Source organism: Membranihabitans marinus, from assembly GCF_021729155.1.
GTDB classification, from domain to species: Bacteria; Bacteroidota; Bacteroidia; order Chitinophagales; family Saprospiraceae; genus Membranihabitans; species Membranihabitans marinus.
In genome coordinates this window covers 151,942-168,974 of record NZ_JAJQYA010000005.1, presented here as the reverse complement: position 1 = coordinate 168,974, position 17,033 = coordinate 151,942, and the positions used below count along the sequence as shown (strand labels likewise).

At 38.4% G+C, this 17,033-nt stretch carries 14 protein-coding genes; 4 read left to right on the top strand and 10 right to left on the bottom strand.

The annotated features are described in order from the left end of the window. Positions 1–5 precede the first annotated feature (5 nt). The 3 genes from LVD51_RS05380 to rbsK form a co-directional block, all read right to left on the bottom strand. Positions 6–1,019, bottom strand: a complete 1,014-nt coding sequence (locus tag LVD51_RS05380) for a nucleoside hydrolase (RefSeq protein ID WP_236970172.1) — start codon at positions 1,017–1,019, stop codon at positions 6–8. Positions 1,020–1,086: 67 nt separating this feature from the next. Beyond that, positions 1,087–2,088, bottom strand: a complete 1,002-nt coding sequence (locus LVD51_RS05375; protein WP_236970171.1) for a GRP family sugar transporter — start codon at positions 2,086–2,088, stop codon at positions 1,087–1,089. 12 nt (positions 2,089–2,100) lie between these two features. Next, positions 2,101–3,024 (bottom strand): ribokinase, encoded by a 924-nt coding sequence (gene rbsK, locus LVD51_RS05370; protein WP_236970170.1) that lies wholly within the window; start codon positions 3,022–3,024, stop codon positions 2,101–2,103. 283 nt (positions 3,025–3,307) lie between these two features. On the opposite strand from rbsK, the gene LVD51_RS05365 reads away from it, so the two are divergent. Together LVD51_RS05365 and LVD51_RS05360 are read left to right on the top strand one after the other, a co-directional pair. Beyond that, positions 3,308–4,786: a hypothetical protein gene (locus tag LVD51_RS05365; RefSeq protein ID WP_236970169.1), complete on the top strand. Its 1,479-nt coding sequence runs from the start codon at positions 3,308–3,310 to the stop codon at positions 4,784–4,786. Between the two features lie 190 nt (positions 4,787–4,976). Beyond that, positions 4,977–5,849: a 3-keto-disaccharide hydrolase gene (locus tag LVD51_RS05360; protein WP_236970168.1), complete on the top strand. Its 873-nt coding sequence runs from the start codon at positions 4,977–4,979 to the stop codon at positions 5,847–5,849. A gap of 647 nt (positions 5,850–6,496) precedes the next feature. On the opposite strand, the gene LVD51_RS05355 is transcribed toward LVD51_RS05360, so the two are convergent. From LVD51_RS05355 to LVD51_RS05345, 3 genes are all read right to left on the bottom strand, one after another. Continuing rightward, positions 6,497–8,023: an outer membrane beta-barrel protein gene (locus tag LVD51_RS05355; protein ID WP_236970167.1), complete on the bottom strand. Its 1,527-nt coding sequence runs from the start codon at positions 8,021–8,023 to the stop codon at positions 6,497–6,499. Position 8,024: 1 nt separating this feature from the next. Beyond that, positions 8,025–8,579 carry an RNA polymerase sigma factor gene (locus tag LVD51_RS05350; RefSeq protein ID WP_236970166.1) on the bottom strand — a complete coding sequence of 185 codons (555 nt, stop codon included), beginning with the start codon at positions 8,577–8,579 and terminating at the stop codon, positions 8,025–8,027. A gap of 577 nt (positions 8,580–9,156) precedes the next feature. Continuing rightward, positions 9,157–9,303, bottom strand: coding sequence for a hypothetical protein (locus LVD51_RS05345; protein ID WP_236970165.1), 147 nt, complete (start codon positions 9,301–9,303; stop codon positions 9,157–9,159). A 90-nt stretch (positions 9,304–9,393) separates the two neighbouring features. Here LVD51_RS05345 and LVD51_RS05340 point away from each other — a divergent pair, with 90 nt between their 5' ends. Both LVD51_RS05340 and LVD51_RS05335 read left to right on the top strand, forming a co-directional pair. Continuing rightward, complete coding sequence (locus LVD51_RS05340) at positions 9,394–11,976, top strand: DNA gyrase/topoisomerase IV subunit A (RefSeq protein WP_236970164.1); 2,583 nt, start codon at positions 9,394–9,396, stop codon at positions 11,974–11,976. A 24-nt stretch (positions 11,977–12,000) separates the two neighbouring features. After that, positions 12,001–12,384, top strand: a complete 384-nt coding sequence (locus LVD51_RS05335; RefSeq protein WP_236970163.1) for a VOC family protein — start codon at positions 12,001–12,003, stop codon at positions 12,382–12,384. A gap of 106 nt (positions 12,385–12,490) precedes the next feature. On the opposite strand, the gene LVD51_RS05330 is transcribed toward LVD51_RS05335, so the two are convergent. Genes LVD51_RS05330 through LVD51_RS05315 form a run of 4 tightly spaced genes read right to left on the bottom strand, consistent with a single transcriptional unit; the run spans position 12,491 to position 16,977 of the window. Next, positions 12,491–13,741 (bottom strand): efflux RND transporter periplasmic adaptor subunit, encoded by a 1,251-nt coding sequence (locus tag LVD51_RS05330; RefSeq protein WP_236970162.1) that lies wholly within the window; start codon positions 13,739–13,741, stop codon positions 12,491–12,493. A gap of 58 nt (positions 13,742–13,799) precedes the next feature. Further along, complete coding sequence (locus LVD51_RS05325) at positions 13,800–15,053, bottom strand: ABC transporter permease (protein WP_236970161.1); 1,254 nt, start codon at positions 15,051–15,053, stop codon at positions 13,800–13,802. A gap of 23 nt (positions 15,054–15,076) precedes the next feature. Further along, entirely contained in the window at positions 15,077–16,309 is a 1,233-nt protein-coding gene (locus LVD51_RS05320) for an ABC transporter permease (RefSeq protein WP_236970160.1), read from the bottom strand. Further along, positions 16,306–16,977, bottom strand: a complete 672-nt coding sequence (locus LVD51_RS05315; protein ID WP_394803151.1) for an ABC transporter ATP-binding protein — start codon at positions 16,975–16,977, stop codon at positions 16,306–16,308. Before LVD51_RS05315 ends, LVD51_RS05320 begins: the two co-directional genes overlap by 4 nt. Between the last annotated feature and the right edge of the window lie 56 nt (positions 16,978–17,033).

Genomic DNA, 17,033 nt, shown 5'->3' with positions numbered 1-17,033 from the left:
ATTTATTAATTATCATCAGCCTTATAAACACCAACCATTAACTCGTCCAATTTTTGAGATATTTTATCCACAGGCATGCGGGGTATCAAATAACCATGGTTTCGCATTAATCCTTTTTCCCACCGATTACTCCCATCAGCTGCCACCAAACACAAACCTTTATCTTCTATTGACCAATAGGGCGAGGTAGGAAATACTGCATACAACAATGCTGCCTGATCCCAGCTTTGACGACCTTGAAAATCATTATACAATTGATAGCCACGCCTAACGGGATGATGTATGGGCAATGACGATTTTAAATATTCTCCACCGGTAATAATATCATTTCCAATTTCCCAACCCGCAAAAACAACAGGGCCAGACCAATTCTCTACACATACTACAGTAGATTGTGGATCGGGACGATAAAAATTAGCTTCTTTACCTTCGGGAAATCTTCCTCCCATGCAGGACCACAATTTCACCTTCCTCTCCACCAATTCCAGCCCCGAAAGAGGACTTATATCATCGGGCTTTGATTCCAGCAAATTCTTTAAATTAGTCAAATGACCTACCGTTACCACGACCACCGCCCCATCTTTTTGCTCAGTGAGCAACCTTCGATATAATCGAGTCGCATCTTCAAGTTTTTGACCGACACCCAAATCGGAATCAAACTCTTCACTTATTTCTTTTGTATATTTCGAATGATGCCTAAGTTCAATGTCTTTTTCTACACCAATAGGGATATCCGGTCGACTATAGAAGTGATTAATAGCATCCACACATTGGGCGGCATAGACATCATCGCTGGTAACCACAATGCCAAGAATTTTTACAATTTTCTCATCTGCCAATGTATGCAACATGGCCAAAGTCCCCACATCATCTACATCAGAATCAATATCAGTATCCAAGATCAGAACAACCTCTCTATTACTTTCATCTGAAGAAAATACTGACATAGATTTACAATACAGAGAATAACCTCCCAATACAAGACTTACAAATAATATTAAATAGATTATTTTATGCATAACCCAAGTTCTAATCTATATAAACACAAAATTTATTCATTAAAAATACTTATTACATCCCACTATCCTACATTCCCGCCACAATAATCAATCCCAAGCCCACAACAAAAAAGACAAACATCATAGCAATATAACGCTGTACTGTCGAGGATCCACCTTTAAATTCTTTCCAAATCAATACACCCCATAGAGCAGCCACCAAGGTAGCCCCTTGCCCCAATCCATAGGAAATAGCCGGTCCAGCTTTACCAGCTGCAATAAGGTTAAATAAATTACCTAATGCCCAGATCGATCCGCCCAATACGCCGACTAAATGCAGATTCATTTTACCCGAAAAATAATCTGAATATTTCAACGGGCTACCCTCCAGTGGACGTCTGATTAAATAGGTATTAAAGACTAAATTGCTCAATACGATACCACTGGCAAATACAACCACTGCGGTATAGGGCGTCATCTTCCCCACCGCTGGCGACACAAAATCATTTAAATCCATACCAGAAGCTACAAAGGGATAAAATAACGACATCAATACTCCTGCTACAATAGATACTACAATCCATTTGACACTGGTACCACCCCTGGATTGAGTCATCTTGGAATAAGCCATAGCATTGACCACAATAGCCAAAGCTACCAACAACACTCCGACAAACAACAAAAATGCATCGCCCTGAGAGGCCAGTAAAAAGTTAAATAAAACCCCTAATATCAAAGCTATCCCAATGCCAATGGGGAAAGCGATGGCCATTCCAGCCCCAGCGATGGCCGCAGTAAGCAAAATATTGGCGAGGTTAAATATCACTCCTCCAAAGAGGGCATTTCTTATATTGACCATATCCACTTGGGCTATATCTTCCAAGAAAGGGCGACCACTGTCTCCTGTACTTCCCATCGTCAGAGCCATCAATAATGAAAACACAAAAATACCGATGACATAATCCCAGTAAAACAACTCAAACCGCCACTTGCCCTGCACTAGTTTTTGGGTATTCGCCCAGGAACCCCAACAAAACATGGTAATGATGCAAAACAAAACAGCTAAAGAATAACTTTCTACTACAAACATAGCCTATGGATTTTATATATCTAATAAATTATCAATCAATTCATTGCGATAGGGCATCGCCGATTGAGCACCCAATCTGGTTACGGTAATCGCCGCTGCTGCACAGGCAAATTGAACGGCCTCCAATAGAGTTTTCCCTTCGGACAGCCCCACTACCAATGCCCCGTTAAAAGAATCACCGGCAGCAGTAGTATCTACTGTTTCTACTTCCGTAGCAGGGACATGTATGACTTCTCCATTATCCACGATCAAAGCACCATGCCTACCAATGGTCACAACGACCTTCTTTACACCGCTCTCATAGATGAGCAATGCAGCTTCTTTAGCTGACTCAACATCAACCACGGGGATTCCTGCCAACATTTCTGCCTCCTTGGCATTCGGCGTAATAATATCTATGAGGGGCAACATTTCTGCCAAATCTCCATGCATGGGCGCAGGATTGACGACTACTGTAATGTTGTTAGAACGTCCATATTCAGCAACCTCTCGCACCGTATTCATCGGTATTTCCAATTGCATTAGCAGAATCGAAATATTATCGATTTTATTTAAAGTAGGAATCACTTCTTCCGGCATCAATTTCCCGTTGGCTCCTGGAGCCACAACTATACTATTTTCTCCATCTTTGTCTACGGTAATCAAAGCCACACCAGAAGGTCCATTTTCATCAGATACCATGCCTTGAATATCGATGCCTTCCTCCTCAAACAATTGCATGGACTGCTTTCCAAAAATATCGTCACCGATTTTGGACACAAAAGCAACATCAGCATTCAATCTGGCCACAGCCACGGCTTGATTGGCCCCCTTACCTCCAGGATTCATAAAAAATTCACCACCTAATACCGTCTCCCCTGGAACAGGAATGTGATTGGTCTTAACCACCATATCCATATTTGAACTACCCACCACTATTATTCTGCCTTTATCCATTAAGTACAATTTGATATTTTATAATTATGCGATATGTCAAAATTAAAAAATCAAGCCACAATAATTTTACAAAAATTTCTTACTTTTAATAAATATAAAATTGAATAAATACTACTAATTATACTTAATTATTTATTTATCAATACCTTATATAAATAAATATTCACCGATTATATAATTTATGTAAAAAATATATGAAAATTTCAATTTTACATTGAATTAGAAATTCGTATTCCCCTAAAAAATACCGAAGTGATATCACTAGTAACTCCATAACCCAACCATGAAACTAGAATTGATCCAACTCATACAGACATTGACGCCTGGCGAAAAACGAAGTTTCAAATTGCAGTGTAAGAAAACTGAAACTTCATCTGCCTATTTGGATTTATATGAAATCATAAATCAGCACTCGATATCAGATATAGACAAAATTCAAAATGAATTTAAATCAAAACATCCCAAAAAATCCATAGACACAACGGCCCAATATTTACAACAATTAATATCGGATGCCCTTATAAAAAACAAAAGCCAATCCGACAGTCAATTTAAAATGTACTATGGATTAATGCGATCCAAAATTTACTTTGAGCGTTCGCTACCAGAAGAAGGATACAAAGAACTTAAAAAAGTGCAGTCCCTCGCCCATCAATCCGAGCACCATCTTATACAATATTACACCATGAGGATGGAACTCAATTATTTGAGCAATACAGGATTTGAGAACGTTCCAGATACCGAATTATACCACCTTCAGACCCAAAGTAAAAGTAAGCTGCAACTACTGAGACAAATCCAGGAACATCACAGCTTATATGAACTCCTAAAATACCGCTTACTCCACAGCGAAAAAACACAATCCAAACAAAACCAGAAAAAACTAAACGACTTAATTCTCAGTGAATTGAGCTTAATTACTCGCGGAAAAGAAAAAAGTTTTGAATCCCAAAAGCTACACTTATTATTTCAATCTTTCTTCTTCACACACTCAGGAGATCACAAATCTGGCCTTAAGATATTCACTCAATTGAATCAACTCTTCGAACAACACCAACATCTATTAGAAGCCCCACCCTACGACTATTTAACCACATTGGAAGGGATATTAGACAGTCTAAACACCCTTGGCCAATACCATGAAATGGATTATTATTTAACCAAAATAACCAATATAAGAAAAGATCAAAAACACCAACATTTTATTGAGTTGTGCCATCAAATCGTTCAAAACTATCGTTTATTAATCTTGCTAAAAAAAGGAAATTTTGAAGCTGGCCTTAAGTATTTTAACGATAGAGAAACCTCGAAAATGAATGTCTCTAGCTACCAAAATTTCCATAAATCTGAATGGTTACTATACGGTTCCATCTCTTACTTTAAACTAAAAAATTGGAAAAAAACTGCCACCTTCCTCAACCGAATAGAAGCCCACCCTAGGTTTGCTCTGATTCAGTACAAGACCGTCCACCTATTGAACATTATTAACCACTACGAATTAAACGACTTAACATATATCGAATATGCCCAACGTAACTATATGCGCGCAGCGAGGAAATCAAACTTCAAATTTAAACTAGAAAAAATAATTTTCAATCTCTTAAAATTTGATCCGCACAGAAAAAGCAAGCCAAACAAGGCCTTGTATTTTGAAAAATTAAAACCAAAATTAGACAGTATTGAATCCGATAAATATGAATTGCAAATTCAACACTATTTTGACTTTATTGATTGGATAAAAAATAAATTAATCGGCCAGTAACCATATGACAGAAGAGGCAATGAAGAAATTTCATAACAGAACATATTACAGTCATGTCAGAATCCTAGATCAATAGAACATCATACTAAACTAGGTCGGCCATGAAAGGGGGCTATCCCAATTATCTACGCTAAATCTATTACCAAGTCAATTAATTTTTTTTATCTTCCCTAATCTAAAAATTAAAATCATGAAAGCGAAATATTTATTCTTCATCCTCATTGCCTCAGCCTTGTCATTCAATTGTCAAAATGAGAAAAAAATGGAGACTGAAGAAGCATACGAAATAGAATGGCAGCAACTGTTTAACGGTAAGGACTTGACCGGATGGACACCTAAAATTTCAGGTCATGAATTAGGGGATAATAATGGCGAAACATTTTCTGTAGTAGATGGCTGTATTACTGTCAATTACGACAACTACGAAAATTTTGATCAACAGTTTGGTCACCTCTTTTATGAAAAGCCTTTTTCCGCCTATTTTCTAGCCGTTGAATATCGATTTATAGGAGAGCAAATCCATGACGGACCAGGATGGGCCTATAGAAATAGCGGAGCTATGTTACATGGACAAGACCCCAAAACCATGACCTTAGAACAAGATTTCCCCATTAGCATTGAAGGACAAATTTTGGGCGGCAATGGACAGGACGACAGGACCACATCAAATTTATGTACTCCTGGCACCAATGTAGTAATGAAAGGTGAATTATTCACCCCCCATTGTGTAAATTCTTCATCAAAGACCTACCACGGAGACCAATGGGTAAGAGCTTCGTTTTTGGTACTCAAGGATTCATTGATTCAGCACATTATAGAAGGCGATATAGTTTTGGAATACACCAGTCCCCAAATGGGAGGTGGAAATGTAGCGCCTGTAATGGAAGGTGTAATGCAAGAAGGGAAATTACTTACTGGTGGAAGTATTTCACTTCAAAGCGAGAGCCATCCGATTCAGTTTAGAAAGGTTGAAATTGTCGATTTAGATCCAATTTACGGCAACAAAAATTTACTTAGCAAGACGGTTGAATCTTTGATTGAAGGAGAAAAAATTACTAATTAAAATTGATTTTTTCTGAACTACAGTTTGATCGCAATAAAGATCACTCCCATATTCAGCAATGACAAAATAGCATAGATAGAAGTGAAACCATAAGAGCCGGCGTGATTTCAACAAAATACGACGGGATTTTACTTAATATTATTATTTCCTCCTTGCAGGGTTTTTCTTTAAACACTAACGAATAGTCATCACCTATTTACTCAGTTTAAATGATTGCTCAGATCAGGATTTCGATGAGCATGGATTTGTCACATTTTTTGCCCAATTTATCTTAATCTATCATTACAAAATATGAAAATATATGATCTCTTCGTGTCAGAAGATTGACCATGCAAAAAGTCCGCCAAATCAATGTTGATTAATATCCAATACCGTGGATTGTAAACCCACGATAACAAATCATCCCTTCAGGATGACTGAACGTAGTTGCCCTTTAGGGCAACCAAAGGTCGTAAATCGACCTTTGGTGAAGGAACCGAGACCACTGGGCTCGGGTGGGATAGCCACTGCGCCTTAGCCACCGCCAAACCACAACTCTTGGTTTGACCATAACCCAATCAATGTTGAAATAATAAAGAAAAATTGGAATATTCAATACAAACAGGACATCTGCATTGTGCCAACAGCTAAAGTTGACTTACACCATTCTAAAAATACGTGCTTACCCCCAAGGCAATATGACTCGATTTAAAAGTATCAAAATTGAAGCCAATTCCCTTTCCTTTTAACCATGCATCGTGAGTAACTCGAAGACCTACACTCCATTTTTCATTGACGTTCACTTCCATTCCAACATTGACCCGACCTGACAAATACGAATTGAACTCAAACGGACCATTGTTAAGTAAACCTCCAATATCGGTACCATCCCCTCCACTATCTGTTCTCATCAAATTGGAATAATCCGATTTTTGATCAAAAGTTTCTGGACTATACTTAGCTACAGGTACAAATCGTCCTGCCACACCCCCACTTACATACAATCTAAACTCTGGCAAATTCACGATATTATACCCCAACTCAACAGGTAGAGAAACCATAGTAATTTCATTTTCACTTGATGCTCCGGTATATTTTACCGTAGTGTAATCAGCTCCCAAGGCACCAAAGACCTTACCATACTCCATTTTATACCTCATAAAAGCTCCAGGACTAATAACGAGCTCTTCAAACGATCTTGGACCATATCGATCCTTAATATCGATTTTGGATACATCGGCCAACACACCAGCACTTAAACTACTCTGCAATTTTGGTCTAATGATTTGAACCGTAGACACAGTGGACAGAAAGCTATCGACTGGCAACTGAATATTGGATATATTTTTACTACTCAATGCAGGCAAACCATCAACCAACCGATTGCTCGCTTGGGTGTTTTGAATATAATGCTGGGGAGTAGATATCTTTGCTACATATTCTTCATTCTCCGCTTCTTCATCAATTCCTCCATCCAATCTAGGCGGCAAGATATCAGATCCTGGTAGTGGATTTACCGATTGAGCCTTGAGTTGATTAACCATATTTTCATAGGACTTGATCATGTCATCGGTAATGGCCAATCCCCCTTCTCCACTATCATTGGCAATGCCAACACTCTGTTTTAATTGAGAATCTTCAACAACCTCTCTGTTTAACGATTCTGCCTTCACCCGATCTGTCTCTAAATCGTAGGTTAATTCGTCTTCGTATTCAGAATCCAACTTATCTTGCTGAGCTAATTGATGAGAATCGATATTACTAATCACTGTGGTATACAGGCCAGAAAGCTGAGAAATGATAAGCAATACTGCAGCTACTTCCAAAATTTTCATCAAGAGAATACCAGCTCGATTATTGAGCGCATCCAGCCTCTCCGACATCAACTGCCAGTGTTCTTCTTTCAAAGAAAAATCCATTCTATCGAACTGATCCTTGATTTCCATGTCGAAATCAAAATCTAATTCATCGTTGAGATCATCGAGTCTAGATTCGAATATATCCCACCCAGCGGCAGCACTTGGAATATTTAATTGATCGAGTGAATCGTGAAAAGAAGCGTCAAAATCTTCATCTGATGGTAGCGCAGACAACTCCACCTCGAGTAAGGGGTAGAAAACAGCCCAATCCGATGGACGGGGAGAAGCATAGTGCTCCATTTTCTTTTTAATAATGTTGTCCAATCGCTCTATCAATTCACTCAGTTCTTAGGTGTACTAATATCTTCTTTAACTTTGACCTTGCTTTCACCAAATTGGATCTAGACGTACTCTCTGATATATCGAGTTGCTCTGCAATTTCTCGATGAGAAAATCCGTCGATCACATATAAGTTAAATACCGCTCTATAAGTTGGTGTCAATGTTTGGATGGCACTTAAAATTTCTTTTTCGGTTACCTTTTCCACGGCATCGGGCTCTTTACCTTCCACCCCAAACGCCTGATCGAGATCCTCAGTTCGACGTTTTGACATCTTCCTATAATGATCAATGGCCGTATTTACCATTATCCTTCTAATCCAGCTGTACAGCGAAGTCCCTGTTTGATATTTTTTAATATACCGAAATACCTTAATAAACCCATCGTGTAATATATCCAATGCCTCATCTTCAGTCTTAGCATAGCGCATACACACACCCATCATCTTACTGTAATGAGTCTCATATACGATCTTCTGCGCCCATTTTTCACGGTTTATGCAGGCTTCTATGATCGACTTTTCATCATGATCCAATGTCAATGTTACATCCATTGTCTGGCTAGGTATTTCCAACCAAAATAATACTAATTAAACGTTCGACCTATTTTCTTTGCTGCCTTAACACTTTAAAAGGCTTTAAAATCAGTGCCTTCATTATAAATTTTAAGCTTTAATTTAGGTAATCCACCTATACTGTATTGTTAATTAAAGCCCGATTTTAGGGCAATAACAATAACCATACAGGACGCTGATATTCAACACATCAGAAAAAACCACCATTACACTTACTCCTATTTCACTTTAAATTCAAGATTTCATATTTAAATATTTTTAACACATATTGATAAAATAAAATCTTTTTTAAAACGATTAAACTTCTTCAATTTCCCGATACATGGAAACTCCCTGTGTGCAATCAAGAACGGTTAACGTAAAATAGAACATAAAAAAAGCATCCCAATTAAAAATAATGAGAAATACACGATTTATTAATTCCTTGGGTTAGCCTTAGACAAAATATCAATCATATTAAAATGTCTCATGAAAATAGTTGAAATAGAGATAGAGGAAATGGCGATAGATGAAATTATCTATTGGGACAAAAAATTAATTTAAAAAATTTCCTGGCCTAATGAAAAAATACCTCTACATAATCTGAGTAAATGAGATAAAAAAAATCCTCTATAAATAATTCAACACTATCCACTAATCCCAATTCATAGCCCCATCTTACATCCATCGTTGAGGGATCAAAACAGAAGATCAATAATCTCATATAGGAATTCTAAAAACTAGTTGTATTTTTGCGCTTTATTACATTACAAAACCATGTAATAATTATTGATATACAGCAAATTATACAAAGATGGAAGAACAGAAGCAGAATAAGTCAACAGTAATCGCTTTGGATGGAATGTACAAAAACTATTTCTTAGACTATGCTTCCTATGTGATTCTCGAAAGAGCCATCCCTACCATCGATGATGGATTGAAGCCTGTTCAGCGCAGAATTCTGCATTCGATGAACGAGATCAACGATGGACGTTTTCACAAGGTTGCCAATATTATTGGACAAACCATGCAGTTTCACCCTCATGGTGATGCAGCCATCGGCGATGCCTTAGTCAAACTGGGCCAACGAGATTTATTAATAGACAAACAGGGAAACTGGGGAAATATTGAGACCGGAGACAGTGCATCAGCGGCGAGATATATTGAAGCGAGGTTGTCTAAATTTGCCTTAGAGGTTGCTTTTAATAAAGATATTACCGAATGGCAATTGAGTTATGATGGTCGAAAAAAGGAACCCATTCAACTGCCTATTAAATTTCCCCTTCTCCTCACCCAAGGAGTAGAAGGAATTGCAGTAGGATTATCGACAAAGATTATGCCTCATAATTTTTGTGAATTGATCAAGGCATCGATTAAAGTTCTCCAAGAAAAAGACTTTGAACTATATCCGGATTTTCAAACCGGAGGCCTGTTAGATGTATCCGATTATCAATCTGGACTGCGAGGAGGCAAAATTAAAGTCAGAGCCAAGATCGAGAAGGTAGATAAAACCACTTTGGCCATCCGTGAAATTCCCTTTACTACCACTACAGGTAGTCTTATAGATAGCATATTGAAAGCCAATGACAAAGGCCTTATCAATATTAAAAAAATCACTGACAACACAGCCAAAGATGTAGAAATCGTCATTGATCTAACCTCGGGCACCTCTCCGGAATTGACCATAGAAGCACTTTACGCCTTCTCGAATTGCGAAGTGTCTATATCGCCCAATGCCTGTGTGATCGTAGACAATAAACCATTATTTCTCGATGTCAAAGAAATTCTAAGACGATCTACTGCTCATACCAAAGCCCTTATCCGTGCCGAACTTAAAATTGAGGAAAGAGATTTATTGGACAAACTCCATTTTTCTTCTCTAGAAAAAATATTTATTGAAAATAGAGTATATCACGAAATCGAAGAAGCCGAAACTTGGGAAGAAGTCCTTCGTATCATCGATGTGGAAATGAGGCGCTATATCATGGATCCCGATGAAGAAGCAGGCCCCAATGACGACAGATTGAGATTAGCTCGTCCATTTATAGAAGACGACATCTTAAGATTGACAGAGATTCGGATAAAAAAGATCTCAAAATTCAATAAATTTAAGGCCGATGAAGCCATCCAAAATTTAAAAGATGAATTGGCCAAGGTTCGTCATCATTTAAAACACCTCGTAGAGTACTGTATTGACTACTTCAATCACTTGTTACAGAAATACGGGAAGGACTATCCGCGAAAAACCCAAATCACGACCTTCGCCGACATAGAGGTACAACAAGTAGTAGCCAACAATTCCAAATTATATGTCAATTACAAGGAAGGATTTATTGGCTATGGCCTGAAAAAAGATGAATTTATTCGCGACTGCTCAGACATCGACGACATCATTGTATTCCGAGAGGATGGCAAATTTATGGTGACCAAAATCGACGAAAAAGTTTTTGTAGGTAAAAACATCCTCTATGCCGATGTATGGTACAAAGGCGATGAACGAACCACCTACCATATGGTTTATTACGATGGGGAAAGTGGACGCTCTCGTATCAAAAGATTTCATGTTAAGGCCATAACCAGAGATCGAGAATACGACTTGACCAAAGGCAGCAAAGGATCCAAAGTATTGTATTTTTCAGCCCAACCCAATGGAGAGTCTGAAATTATTAAGGTTACCCTCTCTTCGTCTGCAAGAGCGAGAAACAAAGTCTTCGATTTCGATTTCGGAGAATTGGATATTAAGGGCCGAAATTCCATGGGAAATATACTGACCAAATACGGTATCCGTAAAATAGAATTTAAGGAAACTGGAGGATCCACTCTCGATGCACTTAAAATATCTATGGACACGGCAACAGGTCAGTTAAACACCGAAGATCGGGGTCAATTTATTGGAAAATTTGAAGGAGACAATCAACTTATCCTATTTTACAAAGAAGGTAGTTACGAAATTTTAGACTTCGATCCCAACCTCCGTCTTCCCGTCGACAAAATACAATTGGTTAAGCGGTTCGAGCCCGATACCATTTGGAATGTAGTCTATTATGAGGGAGAAAAAAAATGGACAATGGTTAAGCGGTTTCAGATTGAAACTACGACAACGAGTCAGCGATTCAAATTTATATCCGACCACCGAAGTTCGAAGTTATTTGTTCTCTCGGAATTCAATCAACCAGAAATTCGCTATCTAGACAGTAGCAAAACTGAAAAAACAACAGATTTAACTGATTTCATCGATGTCAAAGGATGGAGAGCACAGGGGAATAAGCTAGAGGAAGGAAGCATAAAACTTCTAGAAGTCAATGACCTTTCCCCACAAGAAGAAGACGATTCATCAACTTCGGACTCCTCTTCAGATGGTGATGGACAGGACAATGGACAACCTAAATTATTTTAATACGAATTACCAGGCCAATTAATTATGGAAAAATTATCTTTTGGTCGCACCATATTGTTGGTAGACGACTACGACAAAGCTTTAGAATTTTATCAAAGAGCATTTAACTGCATTATTATTTACGATGAGTTGTCTCCCGATGGCGACCGCTACCTCCACATTGGTTTTGAGGAAAATGCTAAATCTGGACTTTGGTTAATCAAAGATGTTTCCAATCCCAATCTAATAGGGAATCAAACAGGGTCTTCTCCATTTTTGGTAATCTATACTCCGGACATTTTTCAGATATACGACCATCTTGAAGAAGAAAACATTGAATTACTCACTGAAATCGCCATAACTCCTCAATCCAAGTTTTTCCATTGTAGCGACCTCTACGGCAATCGCATTGTCATCGTTGAACGATAATACAGATCAAACTTTAGTGTTTAACAATACAAAAACAAGATGGCCAATCAGATAATAACATGATTCATGGTGGATAGACATAAATGCTCTTTGTCTTTTATATAAATCACTCCACAGGAACGGCAGTTTCCTGCTGAATTCTCACCAATTGACTCGTATCCAATCCCTCAATTATTTCGGTATTTATGCCATCCGAAATTCCCGTGACCACCTTTACTTTATCGAATCCATCCCCATTTTTGACTTCCACAAAAGTCTCATCTTTTTCGTACAAAATATCTCGCTCTTTTATAGCCAACACATTGTCCTTTTTGTAAATCACAATATCGCCATTGGCACTATATCCAGCCCGTAAAAAATTGTCTTCCGTTTGCTCTACAGCTGCTCTCACTTCAAATTTAATCGTGCCCTCTTCCTTTACCCCTTTTGGCGAAATAAATTCCAAGACTGCACTAAATTCTTGGTCGGGAATGGCTCCGATCTTCAATATTATGGGCATACCTTGTTTTATCGAACCCACGTCGGCTTCATCCACTGTCCCTTCAAATATTAGCGTATTCATATTGGCTACCGTGGCTATCGTCGTCCCCTCATTGAAATTGTTGCGCTCTATAACCGAACTTCCCTCTTCTACCGGAACATCCAGTACCATACCTGACACTGTGGAACTCACAATATTGGCCACTTGTTTAGAATTTTGATCTACACCTTCCTTCAACAATCTCAAATTAGCCGTCGCACTAATCAATTCTTGCTCAGCGATCTCTACTCTATTTTCGTATTGACTTAAATTATTCTGTGATACAATTTTTGCATTTTCAAAACTGGTCTGACTCAATTCCAAATCCAGCTTATACTGATTGTATTGTTGTTCGGAGATCACTCCACCTTCGTATAAACTTCTCTGGCGAGCCTCTTCTGTCTTTGCGTTTTCGTAATTAGCTCTTGCCGTTTCTATATCCAATTGATTGGTATTGACCTGTTGTTGTCGTTGCAGTTCTCGTTTGGCATCATCAAATCGCAACTTGGCCAACTCCACCTGAGTTTGTGCCTGGTTAATATTTACTTGACTGGGCACCAATTTTATTCTCGCCAATTGCTTTCCTTTTTCTACAATTTCACCCGCCACTACAAAAAGTTCATCGATCACACCAGATACCTGGGGCTTAATATTGATTTCTTGTCTGGGATTGATAGTTCCTGAGGCCACTATTTTTTTGGAAATATCGAGGTATTCCGCCTTATTGGTCTTGGTGTTTTCAAGATCTGGTTTATTTTGCCGAACAAAATAGTAGACCAGACCAGCTGTCAACAAAACCAGTAAACCGATGGTACTAAATAAGCAACCTTTCTTCATAATCTTTGATTTATTATCTTTTTATCTATTGTCTTGATGTTCTATTTTCACATCTGATTTATTCATTCTTTAATGCCAAAACAGGATTTACCTTGGCGGCCATGATGGCCGGAATTAAACCAGCCAAAGTTCCCGCGATAACCAATATTACCACAGCACCTATGCCGACCTCTAATTTGACTTCGGGATTGTAAAACATATCCAAGGAAACATTATTGGTCTCCATAATAAAATCGATGGCGCCCACCAATAAGGTGCCACTCAACAAACCCAAATACCCTGAAACCAATGTGATAAATACCGACTCTATCAATATGGAACGAATAATAACCCCTGGAGTGGCACCTAAGGCTTTGCGTATGCCAATCTCTCTTGTCCGCTCTTTGACTACGATCATCATAATATTACTCACCCCAATAATACCAGCTATCAAAGTGCCTATCCCCACAATCCATAAGAAAATGGATATACCCAAAAACAATCCTGACATTTTATCAAATTGTTCTTCAAGATTAAAGCCACCAATGCCTCTAGGATCATCTGGGGCTACATAATGGCGCTGTTGGAGAATGGTTTTAACTTGGTCTTCGAGATCGCTGATCTTATACTTGGGCAATGCAGATAAAGCAAAATAATGTATCCTCCCAGCTGTACCAAAGGCCTTGTGCATGGTGGTTAGAGGAATAACAGTTGTTTCGAGATCATCCTCCGTCCACGGCTGAATAAATTCTGGACCAAAAATACCGACAACCTGAAATTCAACCCCATTGGCCGTCACATATTTCCCTATGGCATCTTCCCACTTTCCTTTACCGAACATCACTTCAGCCACTCTTTTACCTAATACGATGACCTTCCTAGATTCCTCTACATCACTGGGTTGAATATATCTACCTTTATACACCTTATACCCTTCCACGGTAATCATATCGGACAACTCCCCTCTGATATCGTAGGCTTCTGCATTTTCTTTATAGGTTATATTCCCCGGAATCGTCGTACGTGGAGCTATATAATTCACCCCTTCGACATTCTCATAGAGATAGTCGATATCTTCTAAATTCAGTCGAGGTACTCGGCCTGGTTGAAATCCTTTATAGGGCTTAGAAGTAGCATTTGACCAGACGTACATCACATTTTTGGCTCTATTGCCAAAATTTTTGAATACTGCATTCTTTAGCCCAGATCCCATTCCCAGCATAAATATCAACATAAAAATACCCCAGAACACACCGAATGCCGTCAAGAATGTTCGCATCTTGTGTTTTCGTAAAGTACCCAATATTTCCTGCCATGTATCTCTGTCAAACATGCACTTTATTTAATGATTTATCTTTAGTCTGTCCTCATTGCCACAATTGGATTGATTTTAGCGGCTTGTAATGCGGGAATCAATCCAGCCAAGGCTCCGGCAATGACCAAAAGCAATATAGCGGCCACACCTACTCCCAAATGAATCTCTGGATTGAGAAAAAATTCCGATTTTACACCACTCATCAAACTCAACAGCATAATACCAGCTACTAAACCAATATACCCAGCCATCGAAGTAATAAAAATAGCCTCTGTCAATATCATCGACACTATCGACCTCGGTGTAGCACCCAAGGCCTTTCGTATTCCTATTTCTTTTGTCCTATCTTTTACAATAATCAACATAATATTGCTCACACCAACTATTCCCGCCAAAATACTTCCCAGACCGACAAACCAGAGAAAGGATTTTATCCCTAAAAATAGATTTTGAAAACTTTGATAATCTTCAAAACGATTGTTGATATAAATTGCCCGCACATCTGAGGGATGAAATTGGTGTTTGGAAGCCAGAAGATTTTTAATACCTGTTTCCAATTCAGCTACTTCTTCCTCTTTCATGTCACCGGTAATCATAGCCAAATTGGCAATATCATCATTACCTTGATAGACCACCTGTGCCACACTTATAGGGATAAAAATTTCTCGCTGTGATCGATCATTTTCAACATCTAACACCAATCCGACAACGGTATAAGCTGTAGATCCTATCAATATCTCCTTACCTATGGGATCTTCATCTTCAAACACTTCCTTGCTCACTATAGATCCGATAACGGCTACTTTTCTGCGTTGTCGTTGATCTTCATCATTGATAAATCGGCCTGATTCAATGATTGCATTTTCTATTTTTATCATATCGGGATGAACACCTCGAACGGAAAAAGACAAATTTTTGTCCTTATACTTCAGTATCAAATTGCCGCGCAAAAATACACGTCCAGCCAAATTTTCAATTTCTGGAAATTGTTCTCCTATCACTTCATAATCTTCATTGTCGAAAGTAATATTTCGCCCTTTGGGTAGGCCATTAAATTCTTTGGACGTCGTCCCTCCGTACAACCAGATACTGTTGACGGCATCGCTTTTAAATTTCAATTCAATGGCATTTTGCAGGCCTTGACCTGAACCGAGTAAGACGACCAACATAAATATACCCCAGAACACCCCCAAGGCAGTGAGTCCTGTCCTTAACTTATGTTTTTGGATGGATTGAAAAATTTCACTCCACTTATCGAGATCTATAAATTTCATATCTCCCTATTTAATATTAATCCGTCTTGTATTCGGATAATTCGTTCGGTTTTCTGAGCTATATCCAATTCGTGGGTTACAATGATAACCGTCTTACCGGCTTGATGAATATCTTCAAACAAATCCATTACTTCGGAAGATGTTTTAGAATCCAATGCTCCCGTTGGCTCATCAGCCAAAAGTACTTTGGGCTCAGTTACCAAAGCTCTAGCTATAGCCACTCGCTGTTGTTGCCCTCCTGACAACTGATTGGGGTGGTGATTGGCCCATTCTTTTAAGCCTACCATTTCTAAATAATGCATGGCTTTTTCTAATCTCTCAATCCGATTTATTTTTTGATAGTACAGGGGTAGGGCTACGTTTTCAACCGCAGTTTTAAATGACAAAAGATTAAAGGACTGAAACACAAATCCTATAAAACGATTGCGAAAATAAGCCGCCTGCTTTTCGGAAAGATTTTGCATCAATTGACCAGCCAAGGTATATTTACCAGAGTCGTATTCATCTAAGATGCCCAAAATATTTAATAGGGTAGATTTCCCTGACCCCGAAGACCCCATAATGGACACAAATTCACCTTCTTCAATATCTAAATCAATGCCTTTTAAAACTTGCAGATTGGTAAAATCTGTTTTATAGGCTTTTTTGATATTTTTTAATTCAATCATTGAAAAAGTCTGCGCCATATTGTCCTTTCTTAAAGTTAAACAATTAAATATAAACT